This is a genomic window from Ensifer sp. ENS06 (assembly GCF_014852205.1).
Taxonomy (GTDB): domain Bacteria; phylum Pseudomonadota; class Alphaproteobacteria; order Rhizobiales; family Rhizobiaceae; genus Ensifer; species Ensifer adhaerens.
The window spans coordinates 97,208-112,256 of sequence record NZ_JACVBC010000019.1; the positions used below are offsets into that span (position 1 = coordinate 97,208).

A 15,049-nucleotide genomic window follows, 5' to 3' on the forward strand; every position below is an offset into this window, starting at 1 on the left:
AACGGAGGTGGGCGATGAGAACCGCATTTGTTTCACTGGCGTTGTTGCTAGCCTCCCAATCCGTTGCCTTTGCAGAAAGCTGCCCGCGATTCCAAGCCAGCACGATGAAAGTGGAGGGGGTAGATCCCGCGGATTGGCGCGAGGACTATCCGAGCGACTTTCCTGATGCCGACGATGTCCACGCATGGGAATCGATCAAATTCCGCGAAGAACCCGCAAAATACATGCAGATCATTCTCGAGAGCGCCAAACCGCATTTCAGGAACGTCGATGGACGCTTGGTTGGCAATGGGTCCGAGCCTTGGTGGATCGCAAAGTGGCTTGACTATGGTACGTCTGGGCGCGAGCCGCTCATGGGGCTTACAAAGGAGCGTGGACCAAAGCCGGGCGACCTCTCAGAGACAGGTACCGAAGGTCCGCAAGTCTGGGCGGTTGGGTTTTACAATGCGCCAGGAGCAGCCGTGTTTGGTGAGGTCTTTGCAGACCCGTGCAGCCCTTCGCTACCCGTCAATCTGAAATTCCCTGTCGACACCGTCTCGATCAAATTTCTCTTTACCGACGCGTCTCCTGATGAGGTGTCATATCTGAAGGACGCCCCGATCTACTGGGCCTACATCGATCCGCCCGGATCAGCCAGCCAAAGCCATGCGGTGCCTGACCGCACCCGCCAGCAATTACGCTTACTTCAGATGGACATCGCGGTGAAGGACAAGGCGTCCTTCGATACGGGATGGGTCTTTGGCACATTCGTTTGGCGGGGGCCACCGAAGGGCGATCAGCTATTCGACAATCTAGTTCCAGTCTCGCTTCAGTGGGGCAATGATCCCGGCGTGTATGACGACAAGTCGATCAAGCAGAGCTGGATCAATCAAGACCTCAATGGCGTCACCTTCGGTTGGGACAAGCGGCCGACACTCGGCTTTATGGGCCGCGCTAACGGCCCCGCAGACAACATCCGGTCCTCATGCCTCTCCTGCCATTCCGCAGCCCGCAGCCCGCGCACAACGATCGGGCTCTTGAACAGTGGGTTCGACATGACCCATCTCGACAATGTCCAGGCAGTCAAAAGACATGTCGATACCTGGTTCCAGAATATCAAGTCCGGCCAGATCTTCCAGCCGTCGGAACCAGCGGCGTCGAACTTGGACTATTCGCTTCAGCTCGAGGCTGCAGCATTTCGCCTGTGTCTTGCTTGTGAAGCCGGTGATCTAACCGGAGAAACACCCTTCGTCTGTCGGAGCACTGGCTTTTACAACCGACCCATGTGTAGTCCCGCCGATACGGCCATGGCGCAAAAGCGTGTTCTCCAGACGATGGCTCCACCTCGCCAATAGCGACGTGGCAACGCGAAAGTTGTGGCCGATCTTTCAGATCGCACTGGCTTCATACACAACTGAGCACCTTAGCCGCGCCCCAGACCATTTGGCCCAGATTGTCCTCAGGGTTGTCGATCCAGATGCCGCACGCTCCTGCAAACAACACCGCGCATGCCAGCAACTAAGCACGCCTGAAAGATTGCCGATCATTACGGCAGATTTCGAAAGCGTCGTAAGTCCGTTCTATTTCAGAGGCCAGCGCTTTATCAGTTAAGCCGGAATCGCTTTCACGATTTATTCACGCGCAGCCCGTGCAGCAACGAGTTATTGTTACATGACGGGGGCTAGCTACACGCAGAAGGCGGTTACCACAAGACGGGAGCAAGCTATGCGGCCTCGTGTCTAGTCGGTCGACGGGCTCGGACTGAAGGATTGCTCGCAATGCCGGATGACCGCAGCCGATCTACCCAATCGGGCCTGCCGGTTCCGACGTGGGTTGTGGGCGTCCGCGTCCATAGTTTCGACGAACACAGTGCAGGCAAAGAGGCGGCGGCAGGGGCGGGGCCCGACTGCCGATGAGGATCTCCCGTTGCCCTGGCCGTTCGTGATTGCGGGTCGACGCACCCGTTCTTGGGTGAAATCAGGAGGGGAAACCATGAATCGACCGAACTCGATATCTATCAAGGATCTGAACAAGCTCGTTCCCAAGGCGGTAGCGTCGGCCGTAAAGAAGTCGACTCTCAAAGGCTTCACAGCGGCGCCCACATTCCTTCCTGATCATGGCATTGTCGGCTTTGTCGTGAGGGAGTTCGACAAGCAGCAGCTGGATGCATCACAAGCCCACTCGCTGTCGAACGAGATCGCCGCCACGATCGGTCAAGGCGCGGTCCCTGCTACCCTGTTGCTCGGGCCTGACATTGTCGTTGGGTTCTTCCCGGCCAATTCTGTCTGAGGAGGGCCGTCATGCGCGAAGATTCTGCATCAGCAACCAGATGCCCCAGCGCACAGCCGGAAATGAGAAATGCGCTCGTGCTAGGAGTGGTTCTTCCTGCCGAGACAGGAAACAGGGTCGCCTATTTGAACGATACGCTGCCCGTCACCGACGCGGTCCTTGCATCCGCTGCGCCAGCGCCATCAACGCAGGTATTTCGGTTTTCAGCTGTTTGCGAAGAGCGCAAATGCGTCCATTTCGACGGCGTCGAATGCAACCTGGCTTCTCGCATAGTCAGAGGGCTTCCGGCCGTCGTCTTCAAGCTTCCTCCGTGTACCATACGCCGCACCTGCAGGTGGTTCGCGCAAGAGGGCGCGGCGGCATGCCTCAGGTGTCCACAGATCGTCACATCCGGATCCGAGAGAGAGCCAATCCTGGCCTCTATCGCCTTGGCCGATGGAGCTTTATCGCCCGGCCAGTCGCCTACGGACCAGAGGGGACAATGAGCAGCTTCGGCATGAGCTGAAGTAACGGCAGATTGGCGCCGGCAGGCGTCCAGATCGCTTCGAAAGGGGACGTGATGGTCAGGTCGCTCATCGCACTGGGACGCGGCAAGCAAGTAGCCCTCGCCGAGGGGCAATCGGAACCGCAAGTTGGCGTGCCCGCGATCCTTTGCAAGGCATCGTTTCGAGAGGAAACACGGCGTCTGTTTGTCGATGTCGTTCAACGGCACTTCATAGGTTCGGGAGTACGTCCCGCGCCAAGACCGGTGTTCAGGAAAGTTCACGGGGTTGCGAAGGCAACTTTGCGGATCAACCAAGACATTTCCGAAAGGTACAGGCAGGGGCTGTTCTCCTATCGTGAGTTCGCGGCTTGGGTAAGGTTTTCGAGCGACACCTCTCCTGACACGGCTGACGCCTCTCGATCGACTATCGGGATAGGCATCAAGCTCTTTGGCCTGAGAGGCGAGACGCTCGATGCTGACGATCCGCACGCTGGGACAGCCGACCTCCTGATGCAGAACCATGACCGGTTCTTCGTCGATACCGGCCAGGACTTTTGCGAGTTCTCGCATGCGGCGGTGAATGGAGATTTCGACACCTATCTTGCCGAGCATCCTGAAACGAAGGCCGTTCTCGATGAGATGGCGAAGCCGGAGAGCAGCCTGTTGACCGCAACCTACTGGAGCGTGCTTCCTTACGCGTGCGGGCCGGAAGCTATCGTGAAGTATCGACTCCGGCCAATGCTGGCTTCAAACGAGGCCGCGCACGAAACGGATCCCAATTTCCTCAAGTTGGATCTTGCTCATCGCCTGTCGGCGAGCGAAGCCACCTTCGAGTTCGCCATCCAGCCGTTCTCAAGCCAAGAGGAAACGCCAGTCGACGCCGCTACGCGGCGCTGGCCGACATCTTTCGTGCCGGTTGGTTCACTCGTCTTCGAACGGCAGGACGTCAATCGGATTGGGCAGGAACTTTACGGAGACAACCTGTCCATCAATCCCTGGCGCACGCCGCTCGACAATCGTCCGTTGGGATCAATCGCCGACTCTCGGCGGATCACATACCGGTCGTCGGCGTATGTGCGGCGCACTGCGAACGGAGTTGCCGCAGTCGAACCAGGAAGGCCACGGTAGACAATCGGAACCACAGACGCGTTGCACGCCAAAGTTAGCAAGGGGCAGTTCAAATGGTGTTCATCGATATCCCCACCCCACGCCCGCGTTGGAAGGCGTCGGTCGGCCCGCAAGGCGGAGGAGCAAGACTGGATGTCTTGGGAATCGAAGTTACGCAGGCAATTCAGAACATGAACCATGACGTGCGGTTGATTGCCGGAAAGGCGACGGCGATCAGGGTGTACGTCCAGCCTCATGGACTGACTTCCAACATGCGCGTGCGGGGTGAAATCGTGATCTCGACAACGTCGGAGGCTCCTGGCTCCTATGTAGCCTCGGTGAACGAGATTTCACTTCGAGCACGGCAGCATCCGACCCTTGCCGAACAGCGCCGCGACGCCGCATTGTCGCTGAACTTCGTTCTTCCCTCGCCCCCAGTTGGTCTGATGAGCGTGCGGCTGATGCGGATCCAACCAGTCTCCGGAGGCAATGACTTTCCAATCATGCCAGGCACGCAGAATGTGGAGTTCTTCGCTGCACCGATGTTGCGGGTGCGAGTGCTCGGATATCGCTACTCTGATCCGAACCGGAATCCGCCTCAGAAGTTTGCTCCGGATGCGATCCATTTCGATCATTTGAGGTCCTACCTGACACGCGCCTATCCGTCGGGTGGTTTAGACTGGAGCCAGACAGTCGTGGACGCGCCACCCAACTTTGTACCGCCATTCTCGGGGCCACAGCTGCCGGATGGATTTGATCCGCTGTGGTGGGCGCTCCTGGGCACGCTGCACCAGCATCTGTTGACTATCAGACAGGCCGATATCGACGCAGGCTGGGACCCGCGCACCCACTACTATGGCCTAGTTTCAGATCATTCCGGGTTCTTCCGAGGTGCCTCCAACGATGTACCTGCGGCGCCCGCACCCAACACGATAGCTGTTGGCCCATGCGGCAAGGCCGGACCTCGCTTCTGGGACGACGACGGCTCTTATGGCGACTGGTATGGCGCCCATGAACTGGCTCATACCTTTGGCCGGCGCCATCCTGGGTTCTGCGACCAGAGCAGCGACGACGAGCATTTTCCGCATCTAGGAGGTGCGATATCCGACAGCGACGAGGATTGCGTAGGGTTCGATGTCGGTGACGCCTCGCTGAACCTGCCGATGCGCGCCTATCCAAGGGAAAACTGGAGCGACTTCATGACCTATTGCGACCGGCAATGGGTCTCCAAATATACGTATGATGGCCTCCTTGACAGGCTTGTTGCCGAAGAGGCCCTTTTTGCTCCGCAGATTGCCTGACCGCACCAAGGGGATCCGAGATGGCACGAAAAATGGAATACGGCGATTGGGCTCAGATCGTCGGAACCTACGATTTAGACGCCCGCCGTGGGGTGATCCTTTCCATGCTGCCCGCGACGGTTGCCTTCGCCTCCAAGGATGGAGGGGAAGATCGCGTACGCCTCAAGGGCATCGACGACAAACTACAGGTGCTCTTCGATCTGGCTGTCAACCCAATGACAGCGTCCTGCGGTACGCTTGGAAACGACGTGATGTTCGAAGAGTTCGTTCCTGTTACGCCATCCCTTCGAGAGGTCAAGTTGTTCGTTGATGGCGTGCAGGCATCAGAGTACGCGCCTGGAAGCCCGAAACCGAAAGGACAGGTCGAACTTGCCCAACCGACATCTGGACGGGAGCATCACATTCCCTTGGCCGGGGATACTCCCGTCGAACCCAACGTATCCTACACGCTGCAGATTCGTCCGGAAGGTGACAGCCGCTGGCACACCATGGCCGTAGGACTGGAGCGGCCAAATGCCGCCGAAGTCGACATCAACCAATTCCCCGGGGCGACCGCGATAGAAGTTCGGGTGCTGCGCAGCAACGGCCTTGAAACGGTCGAGGTCTTTCACGAGCGGCGGAACTTCTGATCGCGGTTGAAGGATGACTAGCCCATCTGCTCGAGGACGGAATGCCGAGAATGTCAGCCGGTTTGTGACACGTTCAGCATCCGAAAAGCCAGAAACCGCAGCGACCACGGAATGCGAACGCAAGGCTGTAGTGGGGGACAAATGGATACCAAACTCATTGAGGCGATCAAGATCTATCCCCCGCTGGGCATAGCCAGAGTCGGCAATGCCATCGGACAGGACGATTTCGTGATTGGACCCGAAGTGATCGGCGGGACCGCGACCATGCCTGACGGAACGCCAGCCCGGTTCGTCGAACACTTCCGTGCCGCGGATGGCAGCATTAAGCGTCAAGCAGCTCGGTTTCGGGTTTATGCCCATCTGAAGGATGGCTCAGTAAAGGAAATCACCGCTGACGATGCCAAGATCGAATGGTCGGTCGCGGTCGCCAATCTCAAGGCCGGTTGGTACGAGTTCAACCAGGCCATGGACTTGCCGGACGACATCAGTAAACCGGCGATGCGGCGCAATCGGCAAGATCAGATTTCGATACCTGGCGACAGACGCCTTCTGGACATCGTCCCGACGCCGCTCACTATCGAAGGCAGGAACGCTTCGGCGATCTCCTTCAACGATGGGCGGTTCTGGAGCAAGGTCGTCTATCTGGGCGAACTCAGGACCGATGCTTTGGGGCGATTGCTCTTCTTAGGAGGCAGAGGTAGTTCCGCCGCGTTCAAGGGGAGCGTCACCCCGCTTACTTTCGCAAACAACGTCGGCTGGCATGACGACATATCGGATGGTCCGGTGCGAGCGACCATAAGGTTCCAGGGACAAGAACCGATTGAGGCCGAGGCCGGCTATGTCGTGGTTACACCGCCGAATTTTGCCCCGGGCATCACTGGCCTTGTCACCATGGACGATACCGTGAGAGAGGTGTTTCAAGATCAAACCTGGATTGCCGCTCCGACCACGACGCAGTTTACCGCCGATATCTGGCCGATCTTCGATAGGCTGACTGGTCTGCAATGGGTCGATCATGGCCTCTTCGTGGTCCATGGTGAAGGTTCGCCGCTCGACGCCCGGAACCAGAAAGTAGTCGATAAACTCAAAGACGTCTCTGACGCGAATACGGCTTGGCGCAAGCGTGTTTTCGAGCTCTTTCGTCGTCCTGGGCATGATGGTCCCTTCGTCGAGGCACAAATCCCGCAAATCTACGGCGACGCCATCGATACGCTCTTCGACTTGCCAGCCCGTCCGGCGCCTCAAGCCCTCATGTCGGTGACACCTACGCAATATGAACATTTGCACCGCTGGGCGGACGGAAACTTCGCCGACGATTGGATAGGCATCCCTCTACTGCCTACTTTCGACAGCCTCGCAACCGCCGATCAGATCGAGCATCTAAAACGTGCGCCACTTCACGACTGCCTAGGCGGACCGTTTCATCCTGGCATCGAGATCACATGGATAATGCGGATCCCGCGGCTCTGGAAGGAGGCATATAGGCTCAAGGTGCTGCCGGGTATGAACCCGGCCAGGCAGGACTATGGCGACACACTCAATCCCCAGGTATGCACAGGCTCTAATGGCCCGTTCGACGGTGCGGCGCCGGGTGCGCTGACCAGATTCATGGGTGTGCCGTGGCAAACCGATGGCGTTTCCTGCAATTCCAGCGCGGATTATTTCCCCTCGACATTTCTCTCAATGCCCACGTTCTGGGGAGCACGGGTACCAGACCAGGTGCTCGGGCAAGCCAGTTACGAGCGCGCTTCGGGGCTTGATCCCAACACCGCGAGCCTGCAGATCCACAAGCACTTTGCGCTTCGCTCGGACTGGCTGCGAGATATACGCGCACTCGATTACTACGGCCGGATTGCTCTTTCGATCAAGAAATGGGCAGAACTTGGAATGGTTTTGCCTGCGAAGAATCCCCCGACGCATCTGCCCGCAGATACCCGCTTCGAACAGGGCCGTAGCCAAGAGCCCGCGGGCAGTGACTTGAAGTACAAGCTCGTGGTCGCTGTTGAGACCCTCGACGAACCGCCGGTCGCGGCGGGGCCGGCCGTCGAACGCGAGGAGGTGGTGCCTAAGGAGCGTGTTCCGGGGCGGGCGGGCTTCCGCCAGGGCGAGGTTTGAAATCTTGGCTGCGCGACGTGTAGATATTGTCGTTGTCGGGGCCGGTCCCGCCGGCTCAACGGCGGCACGGCTGCTTGCGTGTCGCGGCCGACAGGTGGTCCTGGTCGATGCAGGGCAGCCCAAACGAGATCGGCTGGAGATAGTTTCGCCAAGCGCGACCGGCATTGTCCGGGCTCTTCAACTGGAGGAAGTGTTAGCCGACCCGTTCATAGCGCGACCATGCGCTGGTATTCGACGCACGTGGGGATCACAAAAGCAGGAGATTGACGACTTCCTGTATCGGCCCGGAAGTCAAGGATACATTGTCGATCGCGCTCGATTTGATGCGCGTCTTCGTGGGCTTGCTTTCGTCGCCGGCGCGAGCGCTCTGAATGGCCGCGTAGTTGGTGTTTGCAGAAATCAGGGCGGCTTTGAAATTGAGGTCAGGAGCGTCGGCGCGACGACCAATCTGGTGTCGTCGCTCCTGGTAGACGCCACTGGCCGATCGGCCGCATTGGCATGCCGCCTGGGTGGCGAACGCATTGTTAAAGAACGCCTCGTTGCCGAGCGCAAATTGCTGGATTGGTCTGGCGCGCCATCACAGGAGGCGGCTTGGCTCGATGTGGAGGCGCATGGCAGTTCGTGGACCTACGCGACCTTTGGACCCGATGGCCGCCGTGAGAGCTGGACCGTTTATCGGGACGAGTGCCGGCGTATGGCGCGTGGCGAGAGGTTCAACGCATCAGCAGCTTGCCTAAGGCATGCAGCAGGCAAAGACTGGATTGCTATCGGCGATGCTGCCGCCACCTTCGATCCGATCGCTTCCCAAGGAGTGGTCAATGCGCTTTCCTCGGCCTTGGTGGCGGTCGGCGCGATAGCGAAAGAAGGCGGCATCGAGCCGGAAGCAACGGCGGACTATTCCGCCGCTATGAGGGCAACGTTCGCATACTCCGAGTTGGGCCGAGCGGAAGTCTATCACGCCCTGAACTGTTGAAGACGTGTGGTTCACTTCGAGGTGTGTGGGTTGTGGGGGATGGCGATGAATGACGATAGTTTGGCGTGGTCGGTCACGGCTGAACTCCAGATAGCATTCTACGATGCCCGATCGAGGATCGGGGCGATTGTGCCGCATGTCGTGAAAGGCGCCCGCCCAGCGCCGTGGGTCAGGATCGATTGGCCGGCGGCCATTCGATCCGGTGTTCGAAGCAATACCCGCCCGGCCGTGGGCGTAGCCGAACGCATCTGCTGCAGTCCGGGGTCGACCTTACCGTGATCGCGCTATGGCTCGGACACGAGGACATCAGCACGACGCATATCTACATGGAGGCCGATCTTACAATGAAGGAGGAGGCTCTCAGGCGGCTTCAGCCGGTCAACGCGGCCGACCGGGAGCGATCTGACCGTGTGGACTTAGGCGCGGATATAGCGACGCATGCAGTAGAGCAGCGTCGACTGTTCTTCGCTCTCACGAATATCGATGACTCGCCCGAAGAAGATGCGGTGTGTCGCCTCATCGACGGCATTGGTGAACTCGCATTCAAAACTGACTGAGGCGTTGGCCAGGACTGGGGTTCCAGTGGGGCCCTCAGTCCATTGCCCCATCGTAAAGCGGTCTTCGGCGGGCGTCTTTCCGCCAAAGTGGTTGGAGATGTCCTCCTGGCCCGGCATCAGTGTGTTGACGCAAAAGTGGCGCGTGTCCTCGAAAGCGTGAAAACACGAGTTTGCGCGATTGATGCAGACGAGAAGTGTTGCCGGCGTGTCGCTCACACTACAGACCGCCGAGGCCGTGAAGCCGTAGCGCTTGCCGCCGTATCTGGTAGTGACGACGTTGACCGCAGAGCCGAGGCGCGACATGCCGTTGCGAAACGTGGCTTTGTCCACAATGTTGAAGCGGTGGTCCACCATGTTCGTGTCGGCCTCCTGCTGCTCAGCCAGCACTAGGCCATGAGTTCTTTTCGGACGAATTCCGCGCCTGCACTCAAGGCATTCAGCTTGCCTCTCGCAACTCGACGGGACAGGGGTGCCATGCCACAATTGGTACAAGGGCAAAGTTTGTCGGCATCGACAAACTGAAGTGCTTTTCGCAGAGTAGCGGCCACTTCCTCTGGCGTTTCGATGGTATTGCTTGCCACGTCGATGGCTCCGACCATCACCTTCTTGCCCCGGACCAGTTCGATCAAATCCATTGGAACATGAGAGTTGTGACATTCCAGGGAGATCATGCCGATACTGGATTTCTGCAGTTTCGGGAAAGACTCCTCATATTGCCGCCACTCCGACCCCAAAGTGTTCTTCCAGTCTGTGTTGGCCTTGATGCCATATCCGTAGCAGATATGAACGGCAGTTTCGCATTTGAGCCCTTCGATTGCCTTTTCCAAAGTGGCAACACCCCAGTCATTCACTTCGTCGAAAAAGACGTTAAATGCGGGCTCATCGAACTGGATGATATCGACGCCAGCAGCCTCTAGTTCCCTGGCTTCCTGATTGAGGATCTTGGCGAATTCCCAGGCCAGCTTTTCGCGGCTTTTATAGTGGTTGTCAAAGAGCGTATCGATCATGGTCATCGGACCCGGCAAAGCCCATTTGATTGGCTGCGCGGTCTGCTGACGTAGGAACTTGGCATCTTCAACAAAAACCGGTCTTTGGCGAGACACGGCGCCGACAACTGTCGGAACACTCGCGTCATAGCGATCCCGGATTCTGACGGTCTCGCGTTTTTCAAAATCAACTCCGTCGAGGTGCTCGATGAACGTCGTGACGAAATGCTGGCGCGTTTGCTCACCATCACTGACGATATCGATGCCTGCCCGCTGCTGATCGTCCAGCGCCAAACGCAGAGCGTCCCGCTTTCCCTCGATCAATTCCTCATCGTGCAATTTCCAGGGTGACCAGAGTTTCTCGGGTTGTGCAAGCCAAGAGGGTTTCGGCAAGCTGCCGGCGGTAGACGTGGGCAACAGTGTTTTCATGATATAGGACCTTGTATTTCTGGTTCGTCAGGGAACGTGTTTGGCAGACCATTGCTCAAGAATTGACTTGTACGGCTTGATGAAGTGCTCCTCAGCAAACGTTCCCTGCTCAACAGCCAGCCGGCTCCGTTCCTCGCGATCGTAGACAATTCGAGTCAGTGAATAATCCTGATGCTTAAGACTTGGCTGATAGCAGGCCCCTGCAGCGGAATTGGCGTTGTAAATCTCGGGCCGGTAAATCTTCTGAAAAGTCTCCATCGTGCTGATGGTGCTGATGAGCTCAAGATTGGTATAGTCATCAAGCAGATCGCCGAGAAAATAAAACGCAAAAGGCGCAACGCTATTCGGCGGCATGAAAAATCGGACCTGCAACCCCATTTTTTGGAAGTAGAGATCTGTCGAAGACAATTCATCCTGTTGGTATTCTAAGCCTAATACAGGATGATGATTTCCACTTCGACGATATGTCTTGCTGCTCGAGGCACTCAGGCAGATGACCGGGGGCTTATGAAAATGCTCTTTGTAAGCATTGGACTTCAGGAAAGACTTGAATAGGTTTCCATGCAAGTCGCCAAAATTCTCTGGCGTGCTGAATCCGGGGCGATCCTTATTGTACTTTGGCAGCACAACACTGAAGTCGTAATCTCGGACGTATGAGGAAAAATTATTCCCTACGATGCCCTCAATGCGTTCGCCTGTCTTCTGATCGACAATATTCGTTTTCAGGATTTCAATCAGGGGAAAGGCATCATTGCTGCCTTCAGCACCGACATTCATCTCAACCGAAATGATTTCGAGTTCGACAGAATAGCGATCGCCTTCTGGGTTATCCCAATGCGCCAGAGCGTTGAAACGATTGTCAATCATCTTCAAGGCGTTGCGGAGGTTCTCCTGGCGGTTCTCCCCCCTGGCCAAGTTAGCAAAATTCGTCGTAATTCGCGTATTCTCTGACGGGCAATAGTCCTCATCAAAAGAAATTCTCTTTATATTGAAATTAAAATCTCTAATCATTGCGATCGTTCGTCCTAATCTCGAGATAAATCCTGAATTTATTGACGTCAGGACGCACCGGATGGCATTTTCCATTGTTTCAGTCGACGGCCTTTAACTGTCCATGCTTCAGAGCGGTGCGCGTTTTATGCCTGAGAGGTCGATCGAACAAAAATGGTATTATCTCACGGAAGCATGAGCCGTGTTCATGATTTAAGAGATAGCCTGCTACGAAACCCGGGATGTCGGTATCTTGCGAGCCTCACCGTGATGAGCCGAATGCTAGCGATCATGAGCCATACCTCGGCCGAGACAGTAACCGCCACTTCCGGCACAAACCAATGATAGACGCCTTGACCACCTCAGCGACATACGACATTGGTTCGTTATCGTGGTTCTGCGGACGAAAGTCCGGAGCTAAGAGGGAATTCGGTCATGGCTTTATTGCCTGAAGCCGAAGCTGCCCCCGCAACTGTAAACGGCGAGCGAAAGTCCATCCATGTCACTGAGGCAAGCCTCGGGAAGACGGACCAGAGCGACGACCCGTAAGCCAGGAGACCTGCCGCGATAGATAACGTCCACGGGCGGGGTGTCCCGGAGTGCCGCTTTCGCGATGGGCATTCCCGTGCCGTCGTCTCTGCGTCATGCCGCCGCTCCTGCCGCAACCTGATGGCAGCGCCGATGACAGAGACCGCGACGATAGAAAAACCCGCCCAGCATGGCTCTATAACCAGTCTCATCGATATCGTCTTTCCCGGAGACACCAACCACCACGGCACCCTCTTCGGGGGAACCGGGCTCGCTCTCATGGATCGCGTTGCCTTTATCGCGGCTACCCGTTTCGGACGGGCGCCATTCGTGACCGCCTCTTGCGAGCGCATTGATTTCCGGCAGCCTGCCCGCATCGGGCATATCGTCGAATTCACGGCCAAACCAGTCAAGGCCGGCCGCCGTTCCCTGACGGTCGAGGTCGAAGTGGTTGCGGAAACCGTTGTCGGTCGTCAGCGGCACACCTGTACGCGCGGCATCTTCCATATGGTCGCCATTCCGAAGGGCGAGTACGCCGCAAGCTATGCTTTGCCCGAACTCGTTGTCACGGAAACCCCGAACATCAAGGATATCGTTGCCATGGTTGAGATCGTCTTCCCGGATCAGGCAAATAGTGTCGGCCGGATGTTCGGCGGCGAAGCGATCTCTTACATGACCAAAGCCGCATTCGTTGCAGCGTCGCGCTACTCCGGCAAGCTCGTGGCACTGGCCTCATCCGAGCGTATCGACTTTGCGAGGGCAGTTGAGATCGGGGAAATCGTCGAGGCAGAGGCACGCGTCGAGCGCGTTGGCCGCAGTTCTATGTCCATCGAAACGAAACTCTGGTCCGAAAATCTGCTGACGGGCGAGAGACATATTACGGCCACGGGACATTTTACCATGGTCGCGATCGACACGGACCACCGGCCGGTTCCTGTCGGCGATGGTGCCCCTGTAGACGTTGTTCCTTGTCACCATGGGCGGGCATAGCCATGTTGGACAGGCAACATTTATCGATTTTGCGTGAAGTCGACCGCTTGGGCAGCCTGACTGCTGCTGCTGAGCGGCTGAACGTCTCCCAGTCCGCTCTCAGCCACACGATCCGCAAGCTGGAAGAGCGCTATGGCGTGGCGATGTGGGAGAAGGACGGTCGCAACCTTCGTCTCACCGAGGTCGGTCGCTACATCGTAACGCTGGCACAGCGCGTTTTGCCCCAAATCGAAAGGGCTGAGGACGTCCTGTCGGATTATCGCCACGGCCAGCGAGGCTCGCTGAAAATCGGCATGGAATGCCATCCTTGCCACCAGTGGCTGATGGGCGTTACAAAGCCCTATCTCATGGAATGGCCGGATGTTGGTCTGGAACTGACGACATCATTCGCGTTCGGCGGCGTGGCGGCGCTGACGGGATACGAGATCGATATCCTGATCACGCCGGATCCGATCGAGATGCCAGGCATCCATTATCTGCCGGTGTTCGACTACGAACTGGTGCTTGCCGTTCCAGCCGATCATCCGCTGGCGCTGAAACGCCATGCCGAACCTGCGGACCTGCTGGATGAGACGCTGTTCACCTATCCGGTACCGCCGGAGCGGCTGGATGTGTTCACGCAATTCCTGGTGCCCGCCAACTGCCGGCCGCGCCACCACCGCAATGTCGAGACGACGGAAATGATGCTTCAGCTCGTGGCGGCAGGTCGCGGAGTCAGCGCCATTCCGGACTGGCTGGTGCGGCGGGAAGCGGCGGCGCTCGGTGTTAGTCCTGTCCGCATCGGTCCGGGCGGGATACAAAAAAGCATCCATCTCGGATTGAGAGATGGCGACGACACTGTCGATTTCATCGCAGGGTTTCTCGCGACGTCGCGCCAGACATCAGCCTGACATTAGTCTCCTTGTTCGAAGTGTGACAGCAAAGCTTCTCGACCTCGATCGATTAACTACGATCAAATGGCGCTTTGCGCCGGAATGGACGCTGGATCTGCCCAACCGTAACTTCGAGCTCAGGAAGGTGCGTGGCGTCGACTTCCGCATCGGGCTTCCCGATGACGTTCTCGCGGACAAAGCGTGCGTAGGAGATTGGGCGACCGGCGCCTTCGGTACTCGCCCCCGTCGCGGTTGGCGAGGGAGAGATCGCCCCGGGAACAGCAGCGCGTAGCTTGTCGGTGCGGCTTAAGCCACATTTTTACCTAAGGCGAGGGGCCGGGGTGCTCCGCCCCCTTCGCCCCTTTCAAGCGCCCGCCGCCCAGCTTCCTTCACTCCACTGTCGTTTCGCTTCGTGCAGCCGGTTCCCCGCGCGGATCGCTTGCACCCCAATCCCCCGCTGTTCCGCACGAGCTCGAAAGCAGGAGCGAACGGCTCCCGCTTCGCGAGATCAAGGGAAAGGGCAAGGCAATGGCAAGCAAAGCAAGGGCAGCAAGCGCCATCATCACCAGTGACGTTTACGAGCGCATCACAAAGCGCATCGTCGAGCAACTCGAGACGGGAACCCGGCCGTGGATGCAGCCGTGGGGCGGGGGAGGAACGCCGGTTCGTCCGCTGCGTCACAACGGTATGGCATATCGCGGCATCAATACCGTGCTTCTGTGGATGACGGCGGCGGAAAATGGATATGCGTCGCGCTACTGGATGACTTACAAACAAGCGGCGGAATTGGGCGGTCAGGTGCGTAAGGGTGAGACGTCGA

General features: G+C 57.8%; 13 protein-coding genes and 1 riboswitch. Of the genes, 10 read left to right on the forward strand and 3 right to left on the reverse strand.

Features of this window, described 5'->3' with window-relative positions:
* The first annotated feature begins 14 nt into the window (after positions 1–14).
* The 7 genes from IB279_RS34255 (at position 15) to IB279_RS34285 (ending at position 8,877) form a co-directional block, all read left to right on the forward strand.
* Positions 15–1,334, forward strand: coding sequence for a hypothetical protein (locus IB279_RS34255; protein WP_192340783.1), 1,320 nt, complete (start codon positions 15–17; stop codon positions 1,332–1,334).
* 637 nt (positions 1,335–1,971) lie between these two features.
* The gene (locus IB279_RS34260; protein ID WP_192340785.1) at positions 1,972–2,268 is read left to right on the forward strand and encodes a hypothetical protein; all 297 of its coding nucleotides are present in this window, start codon (positions 1,972–1,974) and stop codon (positions 2,266–2,268) included.
* A 559-nt stretch (positions 2,269–2,827) separates the two neighbouring features.
* The gene (locus IB279_RS34265) at positions 2,828–3,880 is read left to right on the forward strand and encodes a hypothetical protein (protein ID WP_246802231.1); all 1,053 of its coding nucleotides are present in this window, start codon (positions 2,828–2,830) and stop codon (positions 3,878–3,880) included.
* A 53-nt stretch (positions 3,881–3,933) separates the two neighbouring features.
* Positions 3,934–5,160 (forward strand): hypothetical protein, encoded by a 1,227-nt coding sequence (locus tag IB279_RS34270; protein WP_192340787.1) that lies wholly within the window; start codon positions 3,934–3,936, stop codon positions 5,158–5,160.
* A gap of 20 nt (positions 5,161–5,180) precedes the next feature.
* Positions 5,181–5,789: a hypothetical protein gene (locus tag IB279_RS34275; RefSeq protein WP_192340789.1), complete on the forward strand. Its 609-nt coding sequence runs from the start codon at positions 5,181–5,183 to the stop codon at positions 5,787–5,789.
* A 141-nt stretch (positions 5,790–5,930) separates the two neighbouring features.
* The gene (locus tag IB279_RS34280) at positions 5,931–7,904 is read left to right on the forward strand and encodes a LodA/GoxA family CTQ-dependent oxidase (RefSeq protein WP_192340791.1); all 1,974 of its coding nucleotides are present in this window, start codon (positions 5,931–5,933) and stop codon (positions 7,902–7,904) included.
* Entirely contained in the window at positions 7,864–8,877 is a 1,014-nt protein-coding gene (locus tag IB279_RS34285; protein ID WP_309142330.1) for an NAD(P)/FAD-dependent oxidoreductase, read from the forward strand. The genes IB279_RS34280 and IB279_RS34285 overlap by 41 nt, the downstream gene beginning before the upstream one ends.
* A 416-nt stretch (positions 8,878–9,293) precedes the next feature.
* Here IB279_RS34285 and IB279_RS34290 read toward each other — a convergent pair whose 3' ends face one another.
* Genes IB279_RS34290 through IB279_RS34300 form a run of 3 tightly spaced genes read right to left on the reverse strand, consistent with a single transcriptional unit; the run spans position 9,294 to position 11,860 of the window.
* Positions 9,294–9,788: a flavin reductase gene (locus IB279_RS34290; RefSeq protein WP_192340795.1), complete on the reverse strand. Its 495-nt coding sequence runs from the start codon at positions 9,786–9,788 to the stop codon at positions 9,294–9,296.
* Positions 9,789–9,820: 32 nt separating this feature from the next.
* On the reverse strand, positions 9,821–10,849 hold the full coding sequence (locus IB279_RS34295; protein ID WP_192340797.1) for a methionine synthase: 1,029 nt from the start codon (positions 10,847–10,849) through the stop codon (positions 9,821–9,823).
* A gap of 27 nt (positions 10,850–10,876) precedes the next feature.
* Positions 10,877–11,860, reverse strand: coding sequence for a DUF1852 domain-containing protein (locus IB279_RS34300; RefSeq protein ID WP_192340799.1), 984 nt, complete (start codon positions 11,858–11,860; stop codon positions 10,877–10,879).
* Positions 11,861–12,214: 354 nt separating this feature from the next.
* Positions 12,215–12,421: riboswitch (cobalamin riboswitch) on the forward strand.
* 87 nt (positions 12,422–12,508) lie between these two features.
* Between IB279_RS34300 and IB279_RS34305 the strand changes: the two genes are divergently transcribed.
* The 3 genes from IB279_RS34305 to IB279_RS34315 form a co-directional block, all read left to right on the forward strand.
* Entirely contained in the window at positions 12,509–13,357 is an 849-nt protein-coding gene (locus IB279_RS34305) for an acyl-CoA thioesterase (RefSeq protein ID WP_246802233.1), read from the forward strand.
* Between the two features lie 2 nt (positions 13,358–13,359).
* Entirely contained in the window at positions 13,360–14,247 is an 888-nt protein-coding gene (locus tag IB279_RS34310; protein WP_192340801.1) for a LysR family transcriptional regulator, read from the forward strand.
* A gap of 510 nt (positions 14,248–14,757) precedes the next feature.
* A partial coding sequence (locus IB279_RS34315; protein ID WP_192340803.1) for an ArdC-like ssDNA-binding domain-containing protein occupies positions 14,758–15,049 on the forward strand: 292 nt, incomplete at its 3' end.

Excerpts from the sequence above, each read along its gene's own strand:
- IB279_RS34295 (WP_192340797.1), bottom strand. The coding sequence starts at position 10,849 with ATGAAAACACTGTTGCCCACGTCTACCGCCGGCAGCTTGCCGAAACCC.
- IB279_RS34280 (WP_192340791.1), top strand. The coding sequence starts at position 5,931 with ATGGATACCAAACTCATTGAGGCGATCAAGATCTATCCCCCGCTGGGC.
- IB279_RS34300 (WP_192340799.1), bottom strand. The coding sequence starts at position 11,860 with ATGATTAGAGATTTTAATTTCAATATAAAGAGAATTTCTTTTGATGAG.
- IB279_RS34290 (WP_192340795.1), bottom strand. The coding sequence starts at position 9,788 with ATGGTGGACCACCGCTTCAACATTGTGGACAAAGCCACGTTTCGCAAC.
- IB279_RS34270 (WP_192340787.1), top strand. The coding sequence starts at position 3,934 with ATGGTGTTCATCGATATCCCCACCCCACGCCCGCGTTGGAAGGCGTCG.
- IB279_RS34265 (WP_246802231.1), top strand. The coding sequence starts at position 2,828 with ATGGTCAGGTCGCTCATCGCACTGGGACGCGGCAAGCAAGTAGCCCTC.
- IB279_RS34260 (WP_192340785.1), top strand. The coding sequence starts at position 1,972 with ATGAATCGACCGAACTCGATATCTATCAAGGATCTGAACAAGCTCGTT.
- IB279_RS34275 (WP_192340789.1), top strand. The coding sequence starts at position 5,181 with ATGGCACGAAAAATGGAATACGGCGATTGGGCTCAGATCGTCGGAACC.
- IB279_RS34255 (WP_192340783.1), top strand. The coding sequence starts at position 15 with ATGAGAACCGCATTTGTTTCACTGGCGTTGTTGCTAGCCTCCCAATCC.
- IB279_RS34310 (WP_192340801.1), top strand. The coding sequence starts at position 13,360 with ATGTTGGACAGGCAACATTTATCGATTTTGCGTGAAGTCGACCGCTTG.
- IB279_RS34305 (WP_246802233.1), top strand. The coding sequence starts at position 12,509 with ATGGCAGCGCCGATGACAGAGACCGCGACGATAGAAAAACCCGCCCAG.